Annotated in this window: 19 protein-coding genes and 1 pseudogene; 7 read left to right on the top strand and 13 right to left on the bottom strand. The window is 58.1% G+C overall.

Features of this window, described 5'->3' with window-relative positions:
* The first annotated feature begins 21 nt into the window (after positions 1-21).
* Positions 22-948: a LysR family transcriptional regulator gene (locus QIW53_RS17400; RefSeq protein ID WP_371050956.1), complete on the top strand. Its 927-nt coding sequence runs from the start codon at positions 22-24 to the stop codon at positions 946-948.
* 239 nt (positions 949-1,187) lie between these two features.
* Here the strand turns inward: QIW53_RS17400 and QIW53_RS17395 are convergent, their stop codons facing one another.
* The 7 genes from QIW53_RS17395 to QIW53_RS17365 form a co-directional block, all read right to left on the bottom strand.
* A complete protein-coding gene (locus tag QIW53_RS17395; protein ID WP_371050836.1) occupies positions 1,188-1,397 on the bottom strand; it encodes a hypothetical protein in 210 nt (69 codons plus the stop codon).
* Positions 1,398-1,655: 258 nt separating this feature from the next.
* A complete protein-coding gene (locus QIW53_RS17390; protein WP_192308190.1) occupies positions 1,656-2,507 on the bottom strand; it encodes an urea carboxylase-associated family protein in 852 nt (283 codons plus the stop codon).
* A 15-nt stretch (positions 2,508-2,522) separates the two neighbouring features.
* A complete protein-coding gene (locus QIW53_RS17385) occupies positions 2,523-3,188 on the bottom strand; it encodes a GntR family transcriptional regulator (protein WP_201192097.1) in 666 nt (221 codons plus the stop codon).
* 17 nt (positions 3,189-3,205) lie between these two features.
* Positions 3,206-4,714, bottom strand: coding sequence for an amino acid ABC transporter permease/ATP-binding protein (locus tag QIW53_RS17380; RefSeq protein WP_371050835.1), 1,509 nt, complete (start codon positions 4,712-4,714; stop codon positions 3,206-3,208).
* 82 nt (positions 4,715-4,796) lie between these two features.
* Positions 4,797-5,645 carry an ABC transporter substrate-binding protein gene (locus tag QIW53_RS17375; RefSeq protein WP_371050834.1) on the bottom strand — a complete coding sequence of 283 codons (849 nt, stop codon included), beginning with the start codon at positions 5,643-5,645 and terminating at the stop codon, positions 4,797-4,799.
* Between the two features lie 2,079 nt (positions 5,646-7,724).
* A complete protein-coding gene (locus QIW53_RS17370) occupies positions 7,725-8,636 on the bottom strand; it encodes an alpha/beta fold hydrolase (RefSeq protein ID WP_371050833.1) in 912 nt (303 codons plus the stop codon).
* A gap of 167 nt (positions 8,637-8,803) precedes the next feature.
* Positions 8,804-9,691 carry a LysR substrate-binding domain-containing protein gene (locus QIW53_RS17365; RefSeq protein ID WP_371050831.1) on the bottom strand — a complete coding sequence of 296 codons (888 nt, stop codon included), beginning with the start codon at positions 9,689-9,691 and terminating at the stop codon, positions 8,804-8,806.
* 154 nt (positions 9,692-9,845) lie between these two features.
* Between QIW53_RS17365 and QIW53_RS17360 the strand changes: the two genes are divergently transcribed.
* Together QIW53_RS17360 and QIW53_RS17355 are read left to right on the top strand one after the other, a co-directional pair.
* A complete protein-coding gene (locus QIW53_RS17360; protein ID WP_371050830.1) occupies positions 9,846-10,241 on the top strand; it encodes a RidA family protein in 396 nt (131 codons plus the stop codon).
* Between the two features lies 1 nt (position 10,242).
* Complete coding sequence (locus QIW53_RS17355) at positions 10,243-11,367, top strand: oxidoreductase (protein WP_371050829.1); 1,125 nt, start codon at positions 10,243-10,245, stop codon at positions 11,365-11,367.
* Between the two features lie 196 nt (positions 11,368-11,563).
* Here the strand turns inward: QIW53_RS17355 and QIW53_RS17350 are convergent, their stop codons facing one another.
* Complete coding sequence (locus QIW53_RS17350; RefSeq protein WP_371050828.1) at positions 11,564-12,931, bottom strand: MFS family transporter; 1,368 nt, start codon at positions 12,929-12,931, stop codon at positions 11,564-11,566.
* Positions 12,932-13,299: 368 nt separating this feature from the next.
* Between QIW53_RS17350 and QIW53_RS17345 the strand changes: the two genes are divergently transcribed.
* Positions 13,300-14,223 carry a LysR family transcriptional regulator gene (locus QIW53_RS17345; protein WP_371050827.1) on the top strand — a complete coding sequence of 308 codons (924 nt, stop codon included), beginning with the start codon at positions 13,300-13,302 and terminating at the stop codon, positions 14,221-14,223.
* Positions 14,224-14,303: 80 nt separating this feature from the next.
* Here QIW53_RS17345 and QIW53_RS17340 read toward each other — a convergent pair whose 3' ends face one another.
* On the bottom strand, positions 14,304-15,695 hold the full coding sequence (locus QIW53_RS17340; RefSeq protein WP_371050826.1) for an aldehyde dehydrogenase family protein: 1,392 nt from the start codon (positions 15,693-15,695) through the stop codon (positions 14,304-14,306).
* Between the two features lie 100 nt (positions 15,696-15,795).
* On the opposite strand from QIW53_RS17340, the gene ptrR reads away from it, so the two are divergent.
* The 3 genes from ptrR to QIW53_RS17325 all read left to right on the top strand — a co-directional run bounded on the left by ptrR (position 15,796) and on the right by QIW53_RS17325 (position 18,774).
* Positions 15,796-16,683, top strand: coding sequence for a putrescine utilization regulator PtrR (gene ptrR / locus QIW53_RS17335; protein ID WP_371050825.1), 888 nt, complete (start codon positions 15,796-15,798; stop codon positions 16,681-16,683).
* 270 nt (positions 16,684-16,953) lie between these two features.
* On the top strand, positions 16,954-18,078 hold the full coding sequence (locus tag QIW53_RS17330) for an MFS transporter (RefSeq protein ID WP_371050955.1): 1,125 nt from the start codon (positions 16,954-16,956) through the stop codon (positions 18,076-18,078).
* Positions 18,079-18,129: 51 nt separating this feature from the next.
* Positions 18,130-18,774, top strand: a complete 645-nt coding sequence (locus QIW53_RS17325) for an alpha/beta hydrolase (RefSeq protein ID WP_371050823.1) — start codon at positions 18,130-18,132, stop codon at positions 18,772-18,774.
* A 26-nt stretch (positions 18,775-18,800) separates the two neighbouring features.
* Here QIW53_RS17325 and QIW53_RS17320 read toward each other — a convergent pair whose 3' ends face one another.
* The 4 genes and pseudogenes from QIW53_RS17320 to QIW53_RS17305 all read right to left on the bottom strand — a co-directional run.
* On the bottom strand, positions 18,801-19,364 hold the full coding sequence (locus QIW53_RS17320) for a TetR/AcrR family transcriptional regulator (RefSeq protein ID WP_371050822.1): 564 nt from the start codon (positions 19,362-19,364) through the stop codon (positions 18,801-18,803).
* 36 nt (positions 19,365-19,400) lie between these two features.
* A complete protein-coding gene (locus tag QIW53_RS17315; RefSeq protein ID WP_371050821.1) occupies positions 19,401-20,216 on the bottom strand; it encodes an HpcH/HpaI aldolase/citrate lyase family protein in 816 nt (271 codons plus the stop codon).
* Entirely contained in the window at positions 20,213-21,055 is an 843-nt protein-coding gene (locus tag QIW53_RS17310) for an FAS1-like dehydratase domain-containing protein (protein WP_371050819.1), read from the bottom strand. The genes QIW53_RS17315 and QIW53_RS17310 overlap by 4 nt, the downstream gene beginning before the upstream one ends.
* A 15-nt stretch (positions 21,056-21,070) precedes the next feature.
* Positions 21,071-21,169, bottom strand: a pseudogene (locus QIW53_RS17305) (electron transfer flavoprotein subunit alpha/FixB family protein); the annotation flags it as partial.

Raw genomic sequence — 21,169 nt, 5'->3', positions numbered from 1 at the left:
CCTATCGACCGGACCCTACTGATGGACAAGTTGCTGGCACTGAAGATGTTTGTTGAGACCGTACGTTGCGGCGGCTATTCCTCGGCGGCGCGCAAGCTCGGTATCTCCACCTCTTCGGTCACGCGCCAGGTGGCGGGGCTGGAACACGAACTGGGTGCCAGTCTGCTCAACCGCACGACCCGCAACACCAGCGTGACCGTCGCCGGGCAGGCTTATTTCGAGAAAGCCGTGGCCATTCTCGAGGCCATCGACGAAGCCGATGCGGTGGTCGCCGACCGTGGCAGCGATGCGCAGGGGCGCCTGCGCATCAGCGTTCCGGTCGAGTTCGGTCGACGCATCATCGCTCCCCACCTGGACCGGTTGCTCGACCGCCATCCCGGGCTGGAAATCAGCGTGTCGTTGAGCGATCAGGTCGGTGACCTGCTGAGCGAGCAGATTGACGTGTCGGTGCGCCTCGGCTCCACGGTGGTCAGCGAGGACATCGTCAGCAAACGGGTCGGAGCCTTTCAGCGCTGGGTGGTGGCCAGCCCGGATTACCTGAGCCGCCATGCGACCCCCGGTCATCCGCGCGACTTGCTCGAGCATCAATGCCTGCGGTTCGACTATGGAGGCTCCCATCAGCACTGGACGTTCCAGGGCGACGAGGAAACCATTCAGCTCAACGTCCAGGGCCGCCTGCAAAGCAACAACGCCGACATCCTGCGCGAGGCCGCCATCAAGGGCGGCGGAGTGACCCTGCTCGCCGACTGGCTGGTGCGCGACGACGTTGTCGCAGGGCGCTTGACCCGGTTATTGGAGCACTACGAAGTCAACCCGGGCAGTGCGAGCAGTTGCATCAACGCGTTGTATCTGCCCAATCACCGGGGATCGAGTCGGATCAACGTGTTCATCGACTTTCTCGAGGAAATTCTGGCGCCTGCTGCGCCGCTTGAAAATGACCTGTCGTAGACAGTGGGCCCCAACTCTGGGCGCCGGGCAATAGGGTTTTGGTGGGCGTGTCCGATAAGTGTCTGGGAGACGGCTATCAGGGAATGGCTGATATACGCGAAGGACTGACTGGCATAAGGTTCAAGCGTTCGCCCTGCCAGCTGTTTCAGAGAAATGCTGAGTGGCCGCAACTGGTCAGGGTGGGCTTGTTCATGGGATCGCAAGGGCGGGTGCGGGTCCTTGCCGTCTCGCGCCGTGTTTCATTCAGGTGTCATCAGCACCGCAAGCGTCAGCTTGATGAACTCTTCATTCCTGTCGAGCACGTCCAGAGCGACATGCACGTTCTCGGCAATGTCCCCGGCCCCGTGTTTCTCGGCCCAGTTCGCCAGCTCCATGATGGCGGCTTCCAGGGCAAGCTGGTTCTCGTTGAGCTTGTAGAGCAAGGTCGGCATCAGGTCGGAATTGGGCATTGCGAATCCTCGGTTATCGGGACAGCCTAGCATCGGATTTGCCCGGTAGCTGGCAGGATGCGAAAGAAGTGCGCGCAGGGAAATTCCGCCTGGCACCGCCACACGGACGTGCGTTCGCGTGTTGCGGCTGAGCCCGCAAGCGTAGGACTGCCCATGCGCAACGTCTTGGACCGCAGAGAATAACCGCCGTTCGGTGCCTGGCAGGCAGCAAAAGCCCCGGGAGCCAATGGGCGCCCCGGGCTCCAATACAACCTGTCGCTACTTTTCCCACTCGGCTTTCGGGATCAGCAGGCCGTGATTGCCGTTGTAGGCGGCGCGCTCGGGTTGTTTCCAGCCTTCGAGCAGTGACGCGTCGAGGCGGTAGATTTCCACGCCCAGTGGGCGGCAGACCTTCAGCGGATCCTCGGCATCCGGGCCCCACATCGGCAGGGAGAGGTCGCCACCCGGGCAGGTCGAGAGCGCGCACAGCAGATCGATTTCGGCGAAGAACTCCAGGTAGTCGCCCTGTTTCGCCGGGCACGCCTTCATGAAGTACATGTCGTCGTGATTGAGGCCGGTGCACTGGAAGATGTTCAGCACGTCATGCACGTCGAACTCGGTCAGGCCGTGGGGCAATACGGCGCGAGTCAGGTTCGAATGGCAGTGGTGGTGAAAGTCTTCGCCGGTGAGCATCTTGTTCACATAAGGGTCGCAGCGGGTGCCGAGCAAGTCATGCAGGCGACCGCCGTGTTCGTCGATGCCGTAGTGGGCCAGGCTGTCATCGGTGATGGTGACCATCGGCCGCAGGAAGGGCAGGTTCGACCACAGGCGGTCGTAGGTGCTGACGTGGGCGCCTTGCAACTGGCGAGTACGGGCCGCCCACATGCGTTCGCGAGGGTCGTTGGCGCTCCACACGTTGAAGTCGCCAACCTGCGGACCGACCGGGGTGGTGACGCGAAAGACATGGCCGGCCGGCACCTTCCAGGCGCGACCGGTACGGATCGGCACTTCGAACTGCTCGACCAGGGTGCGGTTGTCCCTGGATTCGCGCACGCGATCATAGAAGGCTTTGTCGACTTGCAGTGCCGCGCCCTTGCTGACCTGGTAGGCCGCTGGATAATCCTTGTACATGGGGTGTCCTCTCTTTCAGTGTTTTGGGATGCTGCTCAGAATGTCCAGCAGCACGAGTTCGGAGTCGTTGAGGTAGCTGCTCATGGCTTCCTCGGCTTCTTTCTTGCGGCCTTCGCCCAGCAGGTCGTGAATATGCCGGTCACGTTCGAGCCAGGGTTTCTGGAAGGCTTCCTCGCTGGGCGCGCTGGAAAACACCAGGCGCATCTGGGCCGCGACATGGGTGAAGAATTCATCGAAGAGCGGGCTGCGCATCAGGCCCACGATATGTTGGTGAAAGCGCAGGCTGTGGGTGCCGAAGGCTTGCCAGTTCTCGCGGTCCTGGGCCAGTTGCGCCGCCTCGATGGCCTCCAGCATCAGGTCGGACTGGTATTCGCGCAGCGGCTTGCTCGCGACGATGGCCTGCAATTCGAGGGTGCGACGGACCTTGAAGATGTCGCGCACGTCGTCGATGCCCATGCGGCGCACCATCACGCCCTTGTTGCGCACGTAGCTGGTCAGGCCTTCCCGACCCAGTTGGTGCAACGCTTCGCGCACGGTATTGCGCGAGGCGTTGTAGGCATTGACCAGATCGCTTTCCACCAGCGGCGTGCCTGGCAAGAGGCGGCCGTTGATGATGTCTTCACGCAGCTCGATGGCGACCTGATCCGACAGCGACAGGCTTTTTTCCTTGGGTTGACTCACCGTTTTGTCCCCTCGGCTCACGCCAGTTGTACGTCTTTGAGGAACTTGGTCATGCGCTCGCTGCGCTGCTCCAGCATTTCACGCGGCGCGGCGTTCTGGATAATCTCGCCGCCTTCCATGAACACCACCCGATCGGAGAGCTTGAAGGCGAAGTTCATTTCGTGGGTGACGATCACCATGGTCATGCCTTCGCGGGCCAGCTCCTCGATCACCGCCAGTACGTCGCCGACCAGTTCCGGGTCCAGGGCCGAGGTCGGCTCGTCGAACAGCATCACCGAAGGGCGCATTGCCAGCGCCCGGGCAATCGCCACGCGCTGCTGTTGACCGCCGGAAAGCTGGTGCGGGTATTTGCCGGCATGTTCAAGCATGCCGACCTTGCGCAGCAGGGCCAGGCTCAACAGGCGCAGCGCTTCGCCATCGCCATGGGCGTGATAGACCGGGGCGAGCATGACGTTTTCCAGGGCGGTCTTGTGCGGGAACAGATTGAAGCCCTGGAAGACCATCCCGACATGCACGATGCCCTGCATATGCACCTTGTCGCCCAAGGCACCTTCCGCCCACCGGGTGCCGCGCAGGAACGGTTGGCCCTGCAGGGTGATTTCGCCGTGATCCAGGCTCTCCAGGCCGTTCATGGTGCGGATCAGCGTGGTTTTGCCCGAGCCCGAGGGGCCGATGATCGACACGACTTCGCCCCAGCGGACATTCAGCTCGACCCCCTTGAGCACCTCCAGCTCGCCATAGGACTTGCGCACGCCCCGCGCCTGCAGGGCAAACTCGCCCGGCTCGGATTGACCGGCAGCACGACGGGTCGCCACCTGCCCGAGTTCGGCCGGGGCGATGCGCTTGGGTTGGCGCCGGGTCACGTCCAGATGGTTTTCCAGCAGGCGCAGCAGGCGGCTGAACACGGTGACGATCAACACATAATAGAAGGCCACCGCGAACATCGTCTCCATGACCAGGAAGTTCTGGGTATAGAGCTGTTGGCCGACCAGAAGGATTTCCGACAGCGAGATCACCGAAACCAGCGAGGTCAGCTTGACGATGGTGATGTATTCGTTGGCCAAGGTCGGCAGGGCCACCCGCAATGCCTGGGGCACCACGATCAGTCGCTGCACACCGCGATAGCGGATGCCCAGGGCCTTGCCCGCTTCCAGTTGACCCTTGGCCACCGCCAGCAGACCGCCGCGATGAATCTCGGCGATGTACGCCGCTTCACTGAGCACCAGGGCAATCAGGCCGGCCGAATAGGGATTGGACAGCAGCGCACTGGTCGACGGAAACACCTGGGGCAGGTTGTAGACGAAGATCAGCAGCACCAGCAGCGGCAGGCTACGGAAAAACCAGATGTAGAGCCCGGCTGCATCGCGCAGCAAGCGTCGTTGCGACTGTCGCGCCAAGGCCAGGAAAAAGCCCAGGACGATGCCCAGCAGCCAGGTTTCCAGGCTCAGTTCGACCACGGTTGCCACGGCTCGCCAGAAATCGCCGTTCCACAACAGGCCCAGGGTGTAATACCAATCGAATTGCATGTACTTACTCCGCGTTGCTGTGATTTTTCCGGAGGCCGGAAAAATCGGTCAATCCGCTACTGGATGCGCTCGGCGCAGGGTTTCAAGGGGTGGTCGTGCCCAGCGCCGTGTTGATCTCGCCGGCATTCGGCTCGTCCAGGTTGTAGCGGGCCAGCAATTGGCCGTAGCTGCCGTCCTGCTTGATCTGCGCCAATGCTGTGTTCAATTCATCCAGCAGCGCCTGGTTGCCCTTGCGCACCGCCAGCCCGATGACCACCGGGTACATCAACTCGCTGGAGCTGATCACGGTTTTGCCCTGCAGTTTTTCCACGGTGATCTTGGCGACGGCGGGGTCTTCCATCTGCACATCCACAGCCTTGGCCAGCAGCGCTTGAGCCGCTTCAGGCGAGGTCGGGAATTCGCGCGACTGGATCGCCGGCTTGCCCGAGGCCACGCAATACTCGGCGGACACCTTGTTGAGCTTGGGCACCCAGGACGCGCCCTTGATCGAGCCCACGCGCTTGCCGCAAAGGTCTTCCGGGCGCTGCGGGCGGAAGTCGCTGGCGCTGAGCACCATCAGCGAGGAGCCGGTCTTCAGGTAACTGATGAAATCCACCTGCTTGGCGCGTTCCGGGGTGACATACAGCGCCGAAGCGACCACGTCGAAACGCTGCGCATTGACGCCCAGGATCAGGTTGGCAAAGCGGGTGTCGAGGAAGCGCGGTTCAAGTCCCAACTGCTTGCCTATCAACTGCATGAACTCGGGATCAAAACCGCTGGGCTGTTTTTGCTCCAGATAGGTGTAGGGCGGATAGGTCAGGTCGGAACCGATCGACAGTTCTCCCGGCTTGAGCGTGCCCTTGCTCTCTGCCGCCGACAGCAGCGGCGCCACGCAAGACAGGGCGATCGCCAATGCGAAGCTGGTTTTTTTGCCCATCAGACCTTTTTGCATGTTCGTATCCTCGGTTTCTCAACGCAGTTGAAGTGAGCATGATTGTTCAACAATCCTGTAGTTGTACTTAACCTAAAATCGTGCCAACTATGGGTTCTGGTGCTCGATTGATGGTTTTTTGTTGTGGGAATGGTGTTTTTTCAGGAGTCGAGCGCACTGAATGGGCGCGATTCGTTACCGAATGCCACAGGGTGGGGCGTAGGGGCGGGTTTTGGGTGGGGGAGGTTGGGCGCTGTTACTGGGCGGTGCTTGCACTTAATGGCGGGTAGCCGCGACGTTTGGGTCGCCGCTGAAAGTTGTGAGTAGGTTGCAGATTGACGCGTTCTTTTTGGTTCCCGAAAACGCCCCGACCCACGGAGGCCTCTATGTGTCGGATGGGCGGCTACAGGTGCTGGTGGTCGAGGGCCGGCTCGAAGGGTTGAAAGGCGCGGATGGCAGCCCCTCAATGTCAGCTTTTAGTTGCATTGTGCTCTTTGGTGGGAGAATTCCAACTGGAGTTAGCTGAAAAAATACTTAATGGTTCAATATCGTCGAATGAGAGAGACGAGCTGTGTGAGTTGATTTCCAATGAGTTCATGATGAGCGGCGTAGAGGAAAGCTTTGAGTCGAATAGTTATGGCCTTGAGCTGGAGCGGCTGCTGGATGCTGTCAATAGAAGGCCGCGGTAAAGTGGGATAAAGTTTCGTAATTTTCGTCTATTGTTTTTTTGTGAAAAAAGGGAGAGGTGTTGGCTCCGGTGCTGAAAATGCGGCCTTGTATTCAAGCTAAAGGGTCAACTGATACAAGAGAATCTGAGCAATATTGCGGCATGGCTCCCTGCGACCTTCCGATTTCTAAAAAGCTTCGGGAACGTCTATTGAAATGGACCACTATGTATGACAACACACTGGATGTTGATTACCCACCAAATTCCGGGTTCAAGAGTGAGGAGTTGGAGCGTGAGTTCAGGTCCTGGGGGACCGACTAGTTATAAGTTTGAGGGCTGAGCTCGGGCCAAAATTTTCTGTGTCTTTTAAATTTTAGTTAGTTCAAAAAGCGCAGGGGCTACGCTGAAAACCACCAATCCTATTGCTGTGATGGTAGACGGGCTATCGATGAGGCGAAGAGTTACGAAAGTGGCGTATGGGGATGTATGGAGAAGCTCTGACGACCAGAGACTATCCCGCCAAAGAAACGCGCAACAAGGCATCAAAGTGCCCAGCAGCAAGAATCAGAGTTTGCCTACAGAGGGCTTTAGGCGTCATCCGATATTTTGGTGCGTTGAGTAAACACTTGTGGGTACACGCTGCGGGTGCCTGCCGATTACCCGACATCAGTAGGCGACTGTCCGGGTTTGAAGCGAAGACGACCTGAGCGCTGAGAGCTTTTCTATTTGTTGGCGCAGCTACTCGACGGCACTTCTGCGGTGGTACCAGGCGTCTCTGAACTGGACAGCAATCGAATTACCCCACTGCATTGTCCGTTGGACCGCTTCAGGTATGCCTCATAGTCCTTGCCCGCGACGGGAACGAATACACGATTGGGTGGTAAGCAAACCACTTGTTCTGTGACCATTTGCATCGCAACTACGGATGGCTGTCCTGCGGGGATGACAAACTCCGAGTAGGACTCTCCATAGCTCAGATGTTCACTTCTCCAGGATGCAGGCATCCCTGCGCTTCGCACTGTGTGTTTTCCTAATGTCGAGTTGACCTTGTCTGCAACGGTATATCCGTAGGCGAGAAGAGGTTTTTTACTCGAAGCACAGTCTTGTCCTGGATTGATTGCGACGGGCAAACCGTTGTTGCCGAATAGGCGTATCCGGGCCGTGGTCGTCTGATCATAGGGCTGTTCCTGTATGGGCTTTTCATAGCTTGTAGAGCCGCAGCCACACAGCAAAAGAGCAGACGAAAGGGCAAGCAAAAGGGGCTTCACAGACAACTCCCTGGTCTATATGTCCATTGGTTATCGGCCGGCAATTAAATACTTGAAGGTCGCAGCTTATGCGCGGCACGTCCGAAGACGTCCCACGCACAGCCGCCATGACTCAGCGTTGCAGACGCGAAGTCTACCGTCATCTGGCGCGCCCATCGACGCCACTCACCTGTTGAGAAAAGCAAAGACCGCCTCGGCGAACCGCTCTGGCTGATCCAGCATGACGAAGTGAAAGCTGCCGTCGATGCGCGTGAAGTTGATGTCCGGCGTCGAGGCATAGGCGGTGCGAAAGAGTGCATCGACGTTGGATGCTGGCATCCCGTAAAGAGGGTCGTAGGCGTAGACGACTTCGACCGGCACCTTGATGCGGCCCAGTTCAGGGCGCAGGTCGGTGGTCATGAGTTCATACGTGGCATCAGCGACTGTCCTGCGATCGGAGCTGATCCCGGCCAACGTCAAGGCGGGTCTGAGTGCTTCGGTTTTGGCGAGGCGGGCGATGGCTGCGGCTTGCATGGCCTCGGTCTGCTCAGCTGACGCGGCCAGCATCGCATCGCGCATGGCGGCGGCGTGCGGAGCAGCGGTTTCGCTGGTCGCGGAAGGGTTGAACAACAACGTGTAGAAGGGCAGCGCATCGACGATCATGAGGCGCCCAACCCGATCTGGATGGCGCGCACCGAGCATCAGTGCCACCTCACCCCCCAGCGAATGGCCGATGATCACCGGCGCCTCGATGTGCTGGCTCTGGATGTATTCAGCGATGGCCTCGGCCGTTGGCGCGACGATTTTGCCCTCTGCATCAGGTACGGCCGGCGAGCCGGCGAATCCCGCGACCTGGACGAGGTGAAGGCGGTGATCCTTGCGCAATCTGGACCCCAGATCCGCCCACACGTCGCGGGATGAGGCCAGGCCTGGAACCAATATGATGTCCTTGCCCGAACCTTCAACCTGCACCGAGATTCGCTTGTGGGTCATCGGTTGTGACGGCGGGTTCGAAGGCTGCGCGGGTGATGCCGACACCGACGCAGACGCCATCGACACGGCCGTTCCAATCGTGGCAAGGATCATTGAAACCCGCATGAAATCTTCCTTTTGGTGCAACGCGTTGAAGTGTTGATCGCGGGCATGGCCATTCCTTGGGCTGTGAGAGGCCGCCACTATACGGTGCAGCACGGCGTCGGAAAACCATTGAAGCCTGCATTCATGAGCTTGGCTGATGAATATCGGTCTCCATTGGAAGAGGCTCGTCAACCCTGGGTTTCGATCTCTCCCCGAAGCCACATCACCACTTTCTGTACCGAGGGGCTGGGTTGTTTGTCTGCACGGGTCAACAGGTGATAGGTGTAGCCGGCAATGGCGGGCCCGAAGGGCTGTACGAGATACCCCGCAGCGATGTCTTCAGCCACCAGCGCCAGGCTGAGCAGCGCAATGCCCTGGCCTGCAATGGCAGCCTGAATGGCGTGACCCTCATCCGAGTAGCGCAATTGCCCCTGAAGGGGGGTGCCTTGCAGGCCTGCATGGGTCAGCCACTTTTGCCAGGTAGGGTTGGCAGGATTGTCCCGTGTCCAGTCGAAGTGAATCACCGGCAATGATTTCAGTGATGCCGGCCCGTTGACTCGCAGCAGCGGATTCACCACTGGCGCATATTCATCCGTGAACAAGGGTTCGGCGTTAAAGCCGGGATACGGCCCCTGCCCATAGCGCAAAGCGATGTCGAAGGATTGATCCGACAACAGGGCGGCCTGATCGCTGGCCTGGATCTGCAGGTCGATATCAGGGTGCAGCGCATGCAGCCTGGACAGCCTGGGCATCAGCCACTTGGCCGTGAACGCATTGGTGGCGGTGATGGTGACGCGCTGGCGCTGGGAGGCTTGGGTCAATTGCTGCAAAACGGATTCGAAGGCATCGAGGCCCTGTTTCAGCACCGGAAACAGCGTTGCGCCCGCGTCAGTCAAGCTGACCTGTCGGACCGACCTTACAAATAACTCCAGACCGGTATGTTCCTCCAGTGCGCGGACTCGATGGCTGATTGCAGTCGGTGTGACCGCCAGTTCCTGGGCGGCTTGTTTGAAGCTGCCATGCCTGGCGGCGGCTTCGAATGCGCGAAGTGCTGAAAGAGGAGGAAGTCGGCGCATGGCTCAATGTCGTTCATGGATGATTTGAAATCATCTTACGCCTGATATTTGATCGTTTGTCCAGTTGTTGCGTGGTGTCCAGTATTGAGCTCGAAGCCAGGTCGATGATTTCAAGTCATCCATTTGGTCGTACTCAACTCCACTGGAGGCAATCATGATCGAACGCATCGTTACGCAACCCGACCCCTACGAACCGTACTTGCTGTCACAGGGCATCAAGTTTGGAAACCTTCTGTTCATCTCCGGCCAGGCGGGCAGCGGCTCGGATGGACAGATCGTCGACGGCGGGTTTTTCGCCCAGGGTGAACAAGCGTTCGCCAACCTTCGCCGGGCGCTGGAGGCGGGAGGCTCCAGCCTTGATGACGTGATCAAGGTGACGATATTCGTGACCGATATGGGGCACTTCGAGGAAGTCGTCGAGCTGCGCCGCCAGTTCTTCTCGGCACCTTACCCGGCCGACACCATCGCCGAAATCAAGGCGCTTTACGACCCGGCGGCGATGATCGAAATCGAAGCCATTGCAGCCGTACGTCAGTCGGGGGAGCAGTGAAATGACAGCCCATGCAGCGCACCAGAACAGTCATTTGCTATTTCAACCCACCACGCTCGGCCAACTCGCGTTGCCAAACCGCCTGGTGGTCGCTCCGATGACGCGCGTCAGCGCGACTGAACAGGGTGTTCCGACTGCGCAAATGAGTGATTACTACCGCCAATTTGCCGAAGGCGGCTTTGGCCTGGTGATCACTGAAGGCCTTTATACGGACGAACAATTTTCCCAGGGATATCTGTTTCAACCTGGCCTGGCCAATGCGGCACAGCTCGAAGGATGGCGAACGATTGTGGTCAGTGTTCACCGGGCGGGCGGTCGGATCATCGCCCAGCTCATGCATGCCGGGGCCTTGTCCCAAGGCAACGTACACAGCGACAAAAACCTCGGCCCTTCGGTCGTGCGCCCGAAAGGGCAACAGATGACGTTTTATCGTGGCAAGGGCGAGTATCCCGTCCCTGAGGCGATGACTCAGCAGGACATCCTGCACGCCGTGGCCGGCTTCGCCGAGGCCGCCGTACGTGCCCGCGAAGCGGGCTTCGACGGCGTCGAGATCCACGGTGCCAATGGTTATCTGCTGGATCAGTTCCTGACTGAAGGCATCAACCTTCGGGAGGATGGTTATGGAGGTGATGTCGCAGGGCGGACACGCCTGATCCATGAGGTGGTCGCGGCCGTGCGCGAAGCGGTTGGGCCTGACTTTACCGTGGGATTGCGCATCTCGCAGGCCAAGGTCAATGACTTCGCGCACAAGTGGTCAGGTGGTGAAGAGGAAGCTGTCGAGGTCTTCACTGCCTTGGGCAAGTTGCCTCTGGACTACCTGCACACCACGGAATATGAAGCCTGGAAACCTGCTTTCAGCGAAGGCCCGAGTCTGGCTGCCCTGGCGAAGAAACACAGCGGCCTGTCAGTCCTGGCCAACGGTTCGCTCCACGACCCGCATCAGGCCACCGGCATGATCGAGCGAGGCGAAACCGACGCGATCGCCCTGGGGCGCGGTGCTCTGACCCATGCGGACTGGCCGAGGCGGGTGGCGGGAGGGAAGTGTTTGAATGCGTTTGATCCGGGGTTGTTGGCGCCGGTGGCTGATCTTGGGAATGCTGAGCGGTTTTATGCAGGTACCCCCTGAGACAGGATCGATGGCTGCTGAGATTAGCGCAGAGGGTAAAATCAATACCGTCGAAGCTTGGAAGGCATTTCCTGCTCTGTCGGCCAAGGCACCCATTGGACGCTGCGTAAACTGGAAACCCGCTTTCATACGTGTGAAAGCGGGTTGGATTTCCACATGAACAATGTAGCTCAGGCTTGAAGCAGCCAATGAAGACTCAGGCCTGGGAAGCTTGCACCTTGGTGACGTGAAGGCCGGTGTTTTCCTCTACCTTGCCGTCGCCGCTGATATAGCCATGCCGAGTCAAATTTGGCATCAGCACCGACGCGATGAATGTTACGCACAGAACTGCTGCGACATAGAAGAAAAAGTAGCTTTCCGCACCCTCGGCACGGAATGAGAGCGCTACATATTCCGCCGTCCCTCCGAACGCTGCGTTACCAATGGCATAAGGGAAGCCCACGCCAAGTGCACGTACCGCTGGTGGAAACAGCTCGGCCTTTACGATGCCGGCGATCGGAGTATACAGCGATGCGACAACCAGCCCACCGAAGACCAAGGCGAATGCCATGAGCGGGTTGTGAGCGCCTTGCAACGCGAAGAGCAACGGGATAACCAACAGTATGCCCAGGCCAGAGAAAAGTAGCATATGCACCTTGATTCCCACCCGGTCTGCCATCAAGCCAAACAGGGGTTGACAAAGCATGAAGCCAATCAACGCCGACGTCATGATGAAGCTCACTGTCTCGGCATCGAATCCGACTGAGATCACCAGGAATTTCTGCATATATGTGGTGAAGGTGTAGAAGTACAGTGATCCACCAATGGTGAAGGCGATCACCAGTGCCACCGCTCGTTTGTGTTTGAACATCCCACGCAGGGATCCGGCACCTTCGCGATGCATTTCCTTCTTCGAAGCTGTCTCGTGCATCGAGCGTCGCAGATAAACCACGACAATGGCGCTCACAGCGCCGATGAAGAACGGAATACGCCAACCCCATTCACGCAGTTGTTCATCCGTCAGAGTCTGCTGCAAGGCAACGACGGTAAACAGTGCCAGCAGTTGCCCGGCGATGATGGTGAAGTACTGGAACGAACCGTAGAAACAGCGACGGCCAGGCGTAGCGATCTCACTGATGTAAGTTGCGCCGGTACCGTACTCGGCTCCTACGGACAGGCCCTGGATCAGCCGTGCCACGACCAGCATGATTGGAGCTGCTATACCGACGGTCTCATAGGTAGGCATGAGCGCGATCAGTAGCGAACCACTGCACATCATGAGCACCGAGATGATCATCGAAACCTTGCGTCCGCGGGTATCCGCCAACCAGCCGAAGATCCATCCACCCAAAGGGCGCATGAAGAAGCCGACAGCGAATACTCCAGCCGTTGCCAGAAGTTGCGTGGTGGTATCTCCTTTGGGAAAGAAAGAGGCCGCGAAATAGATGGCGGTATAGGCGTAAATGAAGAAGTCGTACCATTCAACCAGGTTACCTGAACAGGCACCGAGGATAGCCTTTACGCGGTTGGGTTGGTTGGTCGACGAGCGATCCTGATGATCGGGGACGGAAAGTGGTGCAGGCATGGTATTGACCCTCTGGCAAGGTGCAGGACACCACGGAAGGTGCAAGGCATGCATTCCGTGTACGGTGTAAGGAGTAATCGGAAAGTTCAGCGCAACTGTGCTGAGGTGATCCGGACTCGCAGCGTTTGGACTTGCGCTGCCAGGAGAGGAGGTGCGGTATGAGACATGTTGAAGCCCTCTGGTCTTATTCTTGTAGTCAGTCGAGCTTTAGGCATCGACATGCATTCAAGCTACTCCAGAGCAACGGATTCAATAAGGAGGCAGAACCTCTAACTGATATGCCGAGATTTTATAGCTGTTGCAGGTCTGTCTACTTAGACTCCCTATAATCGCAAGCACATTCAAAAACACTCTTTGCAGGCAAGCCGATGGACGTCGTACAACTAAAAACTCTCATCCATGTGGCTGAGCTTGGCAGCCTCAGCAAAGCCTCAGACCGTCTGCATATTGCACAGCCCGCCCTCAGTCGACAGATTCGCCAACTGGAAAAGGAACTGGGTGTCTATCTGTTCGAGCGCCATGGTCGGGGGATGATCATCACAGAGGCGGGGAGTGAGGTGTTGGCGCATGCAACCCGGATCATGGATGAGCTGGAGGCCATCCGCAGCTCTGTTGCCGGTGGTATTGCATCGTTCCGCGGAGCCGTTGCCATAGGAACCACGCCGACTATTGCCGAGATCATCACCGTCCCGCTGGTGAAGCGACTCCGGGAAGCCCATCCGGAGTTGTCGATTCGGTTCTCGTCGGCGTTCAGCGGTTATCTTGTTGACTGGTTGCAGCGAGGTGAACTGGAGCTGGCCATTTCTTACGATCTTCCACCACTACCCACCATTCGAATCGAACCGGTCATGATGGAAAATCTGGTTCTGGTAGGACCGCCAAAGGCCGGGCTGCTATTAGAGAAACCTGTGAAATTTTCGGCGCTCTCAAACGAACCGCTCGTGATGCCGAGTCCGCGACATAGCCTGCGCAAAATCATGGATCAATTCGCCAACGACGCAGGATTCAAAATAGTCACCAGCGTTGAAGCGGATTCGTTCGGGGCGATGATCGACCTGGTGCGACACGGTTTCGGTTATACGGCCCTGCCGCTTGCTTCAATTTATGCCCATCTGCAAAACGGCTCGCTTTGCGCTGCGCCACTTGTGGACCCGACACCGATGCGCAAGCTGGTGATGGTCTTGCCTGCGGACAGGCATGTGAGCCCAGCGACGCGATATGTGGGGGAGACATTCGTGTCGTTGGCGACCCAGCTTGTGGAGGATGGTATTTGGGCCGGGCATATGCTGTAGGTGCAGGTGAGTGTCGCCAGCAATTGCCGATGGCGGATCTGAACCTGGCGCCCTGCTACAAGCAGGACGCCCGACTTCAGTCAACGTCGATCCAGCCAAACCGTCTGCGCATTGCAGAACTCACGCACGCCGAAATGGGACAACTCCCGACCAAAACCACTCTTCTTCACGCCGCCGAAAGTCACTCGAGGATCGGTCGCACAGTAGCCGTTGATGAACACTCCACCGGTTTCCAGCTCGCCGGCCAACTGCTGAGCCGCGTCGACATTGCCTGTGTAGATGGTCGCGGCCAGACCGAACTCGCTGTCATTTGCCAATTGCAGCGCATGGGCAGCATCGCGTGCGGTGATGATCGACGCGACCGGACCGAACAGCTCCTGCTTGAACGAGGTCATTTGGTCAGTAACGTTGGCGAAGACCGTAGGCTCATAAAAGTTACCGACGCCCGCCGCTTTCTTGCCACCCAGCAATAACGTCGCACCTTCCTCAAGCGTGCTGCGGACCTGCTGATCCAACTCATCACGCAGATCAAATCGCGCCATTGGACCGATATAAGTGGTGCTGGACAGAGGATCACCCATTACCAGGTTGCGTGTGACTTCGACGAATTTTCGAGTGAACTCTTCGACAACGCCTTGCTCGACGATCAATCGTTTGGCCGCTGCACACACTTGCCCGGTGTTCTGGTAGCGGCCGATGACGGCGGCTTTGACTGCTTCGTCGAGATCGGCATCGTTGAGCACAATAAAGGGGTCGGAACCGCCCAATTCCAGAACACATTTTTTCAACGCCGCTCCAGCCTGGGCGCCGATCGCCATGCCGGCTCGCACGCTTCCTGTCAATGTCACAGCCGCGATGCGCGGATCGGCAATAGCCGCAGAGACTCCATCAGGGGTGACGTTGACTACCTCGAAAACGCCCTCGGGAAATCCCGCCGTCTTGAATGCATCGAGCAGCAGATAGGCGCTGCCCATGACGTTTGGCGCGTGTTTGAGCACGTAAGTGTTGCCGGCGATCAGCGCCGGGACCGCACCACGCAAAACCTGCCAGACAGGAAAGTTCCAGGGCATCACCGCGAGAATCGGACCAAGTGGACGATACTCGATGCGGGCCTTCCCACCTTCGACAAGCGTGGGTTCCGCATCCAGCATGGCTGGGCCGTGTTCGGCGTACCACTCGCATAACTGCGCGCACTTTTCAATTTCGCCACATGCTTGAACAATGGGTTTTCCCATCTCCAAGGCAATCATGTTCGACATGGCGTTCACGTTGTCTCGCAACACCCCGGCGAGCGAGATCAACAGTTGCGCGCGCACGGCGATGGATTTGCCGCGCCAGACGCGAAATCCGGACGCGGCGCGAGATAAGGCAAGTTGCAGGCTCGCATCGGACTCGAAAGGGTAGCTGCCGATCTGTTCGCCCGTTGCGGGGTTGATCGAAATTGCATGGGTAAGACTGGAAATCTGAGTCATCACGCCGTCCTTCACGTTGGAGATGACTTCAGGTTACGGTGGTGCTTGTGTTCTGTTAAGTGAATAATATTGAGTGAAACATTCACGAATGGAGAATGAAGTGGACCTCGTACAGCTGGAGATTTTCAGAGCCGTAGCCGATCACGGCAGCATCAGCGCCGCCGCCAAGCACATCCATCGAGTCCCATCGAATCTGACCATGCGAATCAAACAGCTGGAGCAGGACTTGGGAGCGGAGCTGTTTATCCGCGAGAAAAGTCGTCTGCGGTTATCGCCGGCCGGGTGGAGCTTTCTCGACTATGCCAGGCGAATTCTTGATCTAGTACAGCAGGCCAGGGCGACCGTTGCGGGTGCGGAGCCCCAGGGTACGTTTGCTCTGGGATCCCTGGAAAGCACGGCAGCAGTTCGTATTCCGCAATTGCTGGCGGCGTACAACCAGCGCTACGCGAAAGTCGATCTGGATCTGTCCACCGGGCCCTCCGGCACCATGATCGATGGAGTGCTGGCGGGCAGATTGGCCGCGGCTTTCGTTGATGGTCCTCTCTTGCACCCAGCTCTGGAAGGCGTACCGGTGTTCCAGGAGGAAATGGTGATCATCGCCCCGCAGCATCATCAACCGATTCACCGCGCGCAGGATGTCAGCGGCGAAAACATTTATGCGTTTCGCGCCAATTGTTCCTATCGCCATCACTTTGAGAGTTGGTTCAGCAAGGATGCTGCGGTACCGGGCAAGATTTTTGAAATGGAGTCCTATCACGGCATGCTGGCTTGCGTCAGCGCTGGAGCCGGATTGGCGCTGATGCCCCGCAGCATGCTCGAAAGCATGCCCGGATGCAGCACGGTGAGTATCTGGCCGTTGTCGTCAGCGTTCCGCTACTTGCGTACATGGTTGGTCTGGCGCAGAGGTACGGTGTCGCAAAGCTTGAATATGTTTGTTCGCTTGCTTGAGGAGCGTGGGGTGGTGCAGCCAGGGACCGAAACGGCATAGGCAGTTCGCCCGTGTATCGAATACGCCCTTCAGACAGCACCTCATGGATCGGTCAATTGCGGCATAACTGGTAGGCCTGGATTCTATGGCAGCACGTGACCGGGCTATTTAGACTTGTTCGCACGATGATGTTTCTCCTTGCGCAGACGTAACCCTGGACAGGCCGTTCTTGACCGGGGCAGCGCTGCTTGACTCCATTCCTACAATGAAGGACGTTTTGTGAGCACTGGCGTGCGTCTTCCCGGACCGCTTGGCATTTTTGTGCTGGGCATGCTGCAGATTCTGGTCTGGGGTGGTTCTTTTTTCCTGCTGGCTGTCATGGCCGAACCCATCATGCGCGAGACCGATTGGGACAGCCATTGGGTCTACGGCGCACTTTCACTGGGGCTACTGGTATCTGCGTTGCTTGCTCCACTGTCGAGCCGCTGGGTCGCCCGCCAAGGAGGGCGGATGCAACTGGCTGGCAGCGGCGTGATTGTCGGGCTGGGCCTGCTTGTGATTGCTGTCAGTCAGACCCTTCCAGTTTTTATGCTTGCGTGGGTGATTATCGGTGCCGGTATGGCGATGGGACTTTACGAGGCGCTGTTTGCAACGTTAGGTGCTTTGTATGCAGAGCATGCGGGCAGGGCGATTACGGGTATTACGCTGATCTCGGGTTTCGCCACTACGGTGATATGGCCCGTGGTCGCATTGGCCATTGGACATTTTGGCTGGAGAACGACTTGCCTTGTCTACGCGGTGATTCTGATCGTCGTTGTCGCACCGCTTTACCTTTGGGTGTTACCTGCCGTCCAGTACAAGGCCGTGCGGAAAAGCGAAGCTGTCAAGCCGAATGCCAGCGTTAACCGGCGCTTGTATCTTTTGCTGACCTGGACCTTCGCGCTGGGCGCGATCATCATGACTGCCATTTCCGTCCAACTAGTGGCCGTGTTGCAAGGGCTGGGATATTCGTTGGCCAGTGCCATTGCGCTCAGTGCCCTGGTAGGGCCGAGCCAGGTGGCTTCGCGCATTCTGCAAGTTCTCTCGAGCAAGCGACATCCGATCTGGACCGCTCTGATTTCCTCGTTACTGGTCGCTGCCGGCATGTTTCTCGTCGCTGTTTCACCGCAAGTGACGGCGCTGGGTTTACTGCTGTATGGGTGCGGCAATGGCCTGCGCGCCATCGTACGCGGTTTGCTGCCTTTGTCCCTGATGCCGCCCCAGCAGTACGTCGCGCTGATGGGCAAGATGTCGCGTCCTTCATTGATCGGTCAGGCGCTGACACCTCTGGTTGGCGGCTATCTACTCCAGCACTTCGGCGCTATGGGTGTACTGACGACACTTTGCGCGCTGGCCTTGATCAACGTTTTGCTGGTGGTGGTTCTTTCGCGATCTCTCACGGGGCAGTTAATGTGAGTCGCGCCAGAATCTTGAACGTTGGTGGCCTATGACTTCAGGACTACAGCCATGCTGAATGCAACACGCAACGAGATATTCATTGACGGGCCTGTCGGCCGAATCCAGGTGCTTGTCGATCAGCCTCCGGGCCCACTCAGGGGCGCTGTGCTGGTCAGTCACCCACAGCCGTTGTTGGGTGGCAGTCCGCGCCATATCGTTCCTTTGACACTTGCGCGCCACCTGAGCGCAAACGGCTGGTTGGTGATCCGTCCCAGTTTTCGTGGCGTAGACCGAACCGACGGTCAACATGATGAAGGGATTGGCGAAACAGAAGACAGCATTGCTGTAGTTGATTACATTCGCCAGGCGTTTCCACAGCTGTCAGTGGCTCTGGTGGGGTTTTCTTTTGGCGCACACGTATATGCACGAGTCGCCTGTAAATTGCCAGGACAACTCCAGGCGGTCGCACTGCTTGGTCTTCCTGTGGGAGAAGTACCAGGCGGTCGTCATTACGAAGCACTTCCTCTGGCGCAAGACTGCTTGCTGTTGCATGGTGAGCTGGATGAGATGGCGCCGTTGCCGAACTTGCTGCAATGGGCGAAACCCGATCATCGCGCGGTGACGGTACTGGCGGGAGCGAATCACTTTTTCAAGGGGTGCTTGAACGTCGCTGCAGAGCAGGTTGAGCGGCATCTGGAATACAAGTGGCGCTGAACCGTCGCTGCGGTATCAGGCCCATCCTATTCGCTCAGTGCGACAAGGGACATTCTCATAATCCATGTGCTGATTCGTTGTTCATCGGTTGATGCCGACTTGCGACGCATGCTGTCGGCAGCCTCGAGGAGCGCGGTGATCGCATCAGTGGTGTGATCAACGTTCTGGATGTTGTAGCGACCTTCCTCCTTGCCTTCCTCAAGAATTTGCCGCAGTGGCATGCGCAAGGCGCCCAGCATCTGGTCCAGCCAGTATTGTTGCTTGCAGTTCAAGTGACGAGACTCGTGACGAAGCAAGAGCTCTTCGCACGGGTGGGAGCGCTGGCGGTTGAGAAGAAAGCTCACATAGCCGTGCAAATCACGTGAGTGTGAGCCGTCGCGCCAGTCCTCCAGTCGCAATCTGAGGATATCCATGAGGACGTCGAGCAGCAGGTCCTGCTTGCTGGCCACGTGGTGATAGAGGCTTCCATGTTGCAGTCCAACCCGTGCAGCAAGCTGGCGCATGCTCATGGCACCGTAACCGCACTCGACCAGGAGTTCGCGTGCCGCTTGCAACAGTGTTTTCTTATCCAGCAATCGAGATTCAGTCATGGGGCGGTAACCTGGACAGGGCGTGGATCTCGCTGACTACCTCGAAAGCTTCAGGATTGCCCGGGCACGCAGAATTACGGGGGCATCAACCATCTGGCCGTCGAGGGTGAACACGCCCGCGCCATGGCTTGCACCCTGCACAACCCTGCGTGCCCATTCCAGTTCTGCCGCTGATGGTTCCAATGCCTGATGGATGATGCTGACCTGGCTCGGATGGATGCACAGCGCACCGCCGAATCCCATGTCGCGGGCAAACTGGACATTGCGAAACAAACCGTCGACGTCCTGAATGGCTGGAAATACCCCATCAAGAGGATCCGCCAAACCCGCGGCACGACTATGCACCAGCACAGCATACCGAGCGTGGCCCTGGACCTGGCCCGCGGCATCACTGCCCGTACTCAGATTGAGATCCAGTCCCAAATCCAGGCTGCCAAATGAGAGGCGCTCGACACCTGCGCAGGAGGAAAGTAGGGGGAGGGCAACCAGCCCGCGAGCGCTTTCGATGATTGGCCATACAGGTTTGCCTGTGGCCCACACCCGTCCCACCTGTTCAGCCGTTTCAGCCTTGGGCAGCAGAATGCCGGTGACTCCAGAGTGACGTTGGCACACCGTGAGATCGGATTCATGTGCCCAGTGTTCGGGAGCGTTGACACGAACGAGCACACGAGCATCGGGATGTTCTGTAAGGAAGTTATCCAGATTGTTCCGTGCATTTTCCTTTGCGGCCTCTTCGACAGCATCCTCCAGGTCGACAATGACCCGATCGGCTCCGCTGGCCAGTGCTTTGGGGATACGCTCTGGACGGCTTGCGGGGACGAATAGCGCCGTGCGCACTTTATCAGTGTTCATTTTTGCGCCTCCAACGTGAATTCGACTTCTGCTGCCTGAGCCATGCCGGCGTCAGTCGCTGCCCAAAGCTGAGCCTTACCGGCTTTCAGCAAGCGTCCTCCCACCTCGAATTCATCGGGAGAGATCAGTGGCCTCACGCCACGGAAGTTGAACCTATGAACGTGTACGGATGGATTTGCGCGTTGGAAAGCGCGCAGGTTCAGGGTAGCGATGAGCGGGCCATGGACGACGAGCCCCGGGTAACCTTCAGATTCGGTCACGTAAGGCCAGTCGTAATGGATCCGATGCCCGTTGAAAGTAACCGCCGAATATCGGAACAGTAATGTCGGAGTCGGAACCACCGTTTCCAGCCAGGTTCCTTGCGGTGCTGGTTCTGTTCCAGCCAATTTGGGTGGCGTTGGCTCCCGGTAGACAATGTCCTGTTCTTCTACAAGTGCATTCAATCCATCCTGTATGTATTCGTGTTTGACCGTGACGAATAACAACGAGCCCGTGCGCCCGAGTTTTTCCTCAACATTCAAGATGGTCGAGCGACGTGATACCTCTGCCTCCACTCGAAGCGGCCGAATGAACTCCAGACGACTGCCCGCCCACATACGATTGCGATTATCCGCCGGCGGCAGGAAGCCACCTCGAGCGGGATGGCCATCGTCGCCCAAGCCTTTTTCGTCTACCGGTTCCTGGAAGAACGCCCAATGCCACAGCAAGGGGAGGGCATCACCGGGGGCTGGCGCAGGCTCACTGAGCGTCGAAGCCAGGCGCTTTACCAGATTGTGCGTAATACGGTCGTGGCTGATTTCGCTTCGGCCAATCCAGGCGTTGAGATGTTGTGTTGTCATCGCGCAATCCTTGTATCAAAGCTGTGCAGCGAGTTGTGGGATGGCTTCGAACAGGTCTGCCACCAGGCCGTAATCGGCCACCTGGAAGATCGGCGCTTCTTCGTCCTTGTTGAT

The sequence above is a fragment of the Pseudomonas fluorescens genome, assembly GCF_041354075.1.
In the GTDB taxonomy this organism is placed as follows: domain Bacteria; phylum Pseudomonadota; class Gammaproteobacteria; order Pseudomonadales; family Pseudomonadaceae; genus Aquipseudomonas; species Aquipseudomonas fluorescens_CE.
The sequence above is the reverse complement of the archived record's forward strand: the minus strand, read 5'-3'. Positions and strand labels throughout refer to the sequence as shown.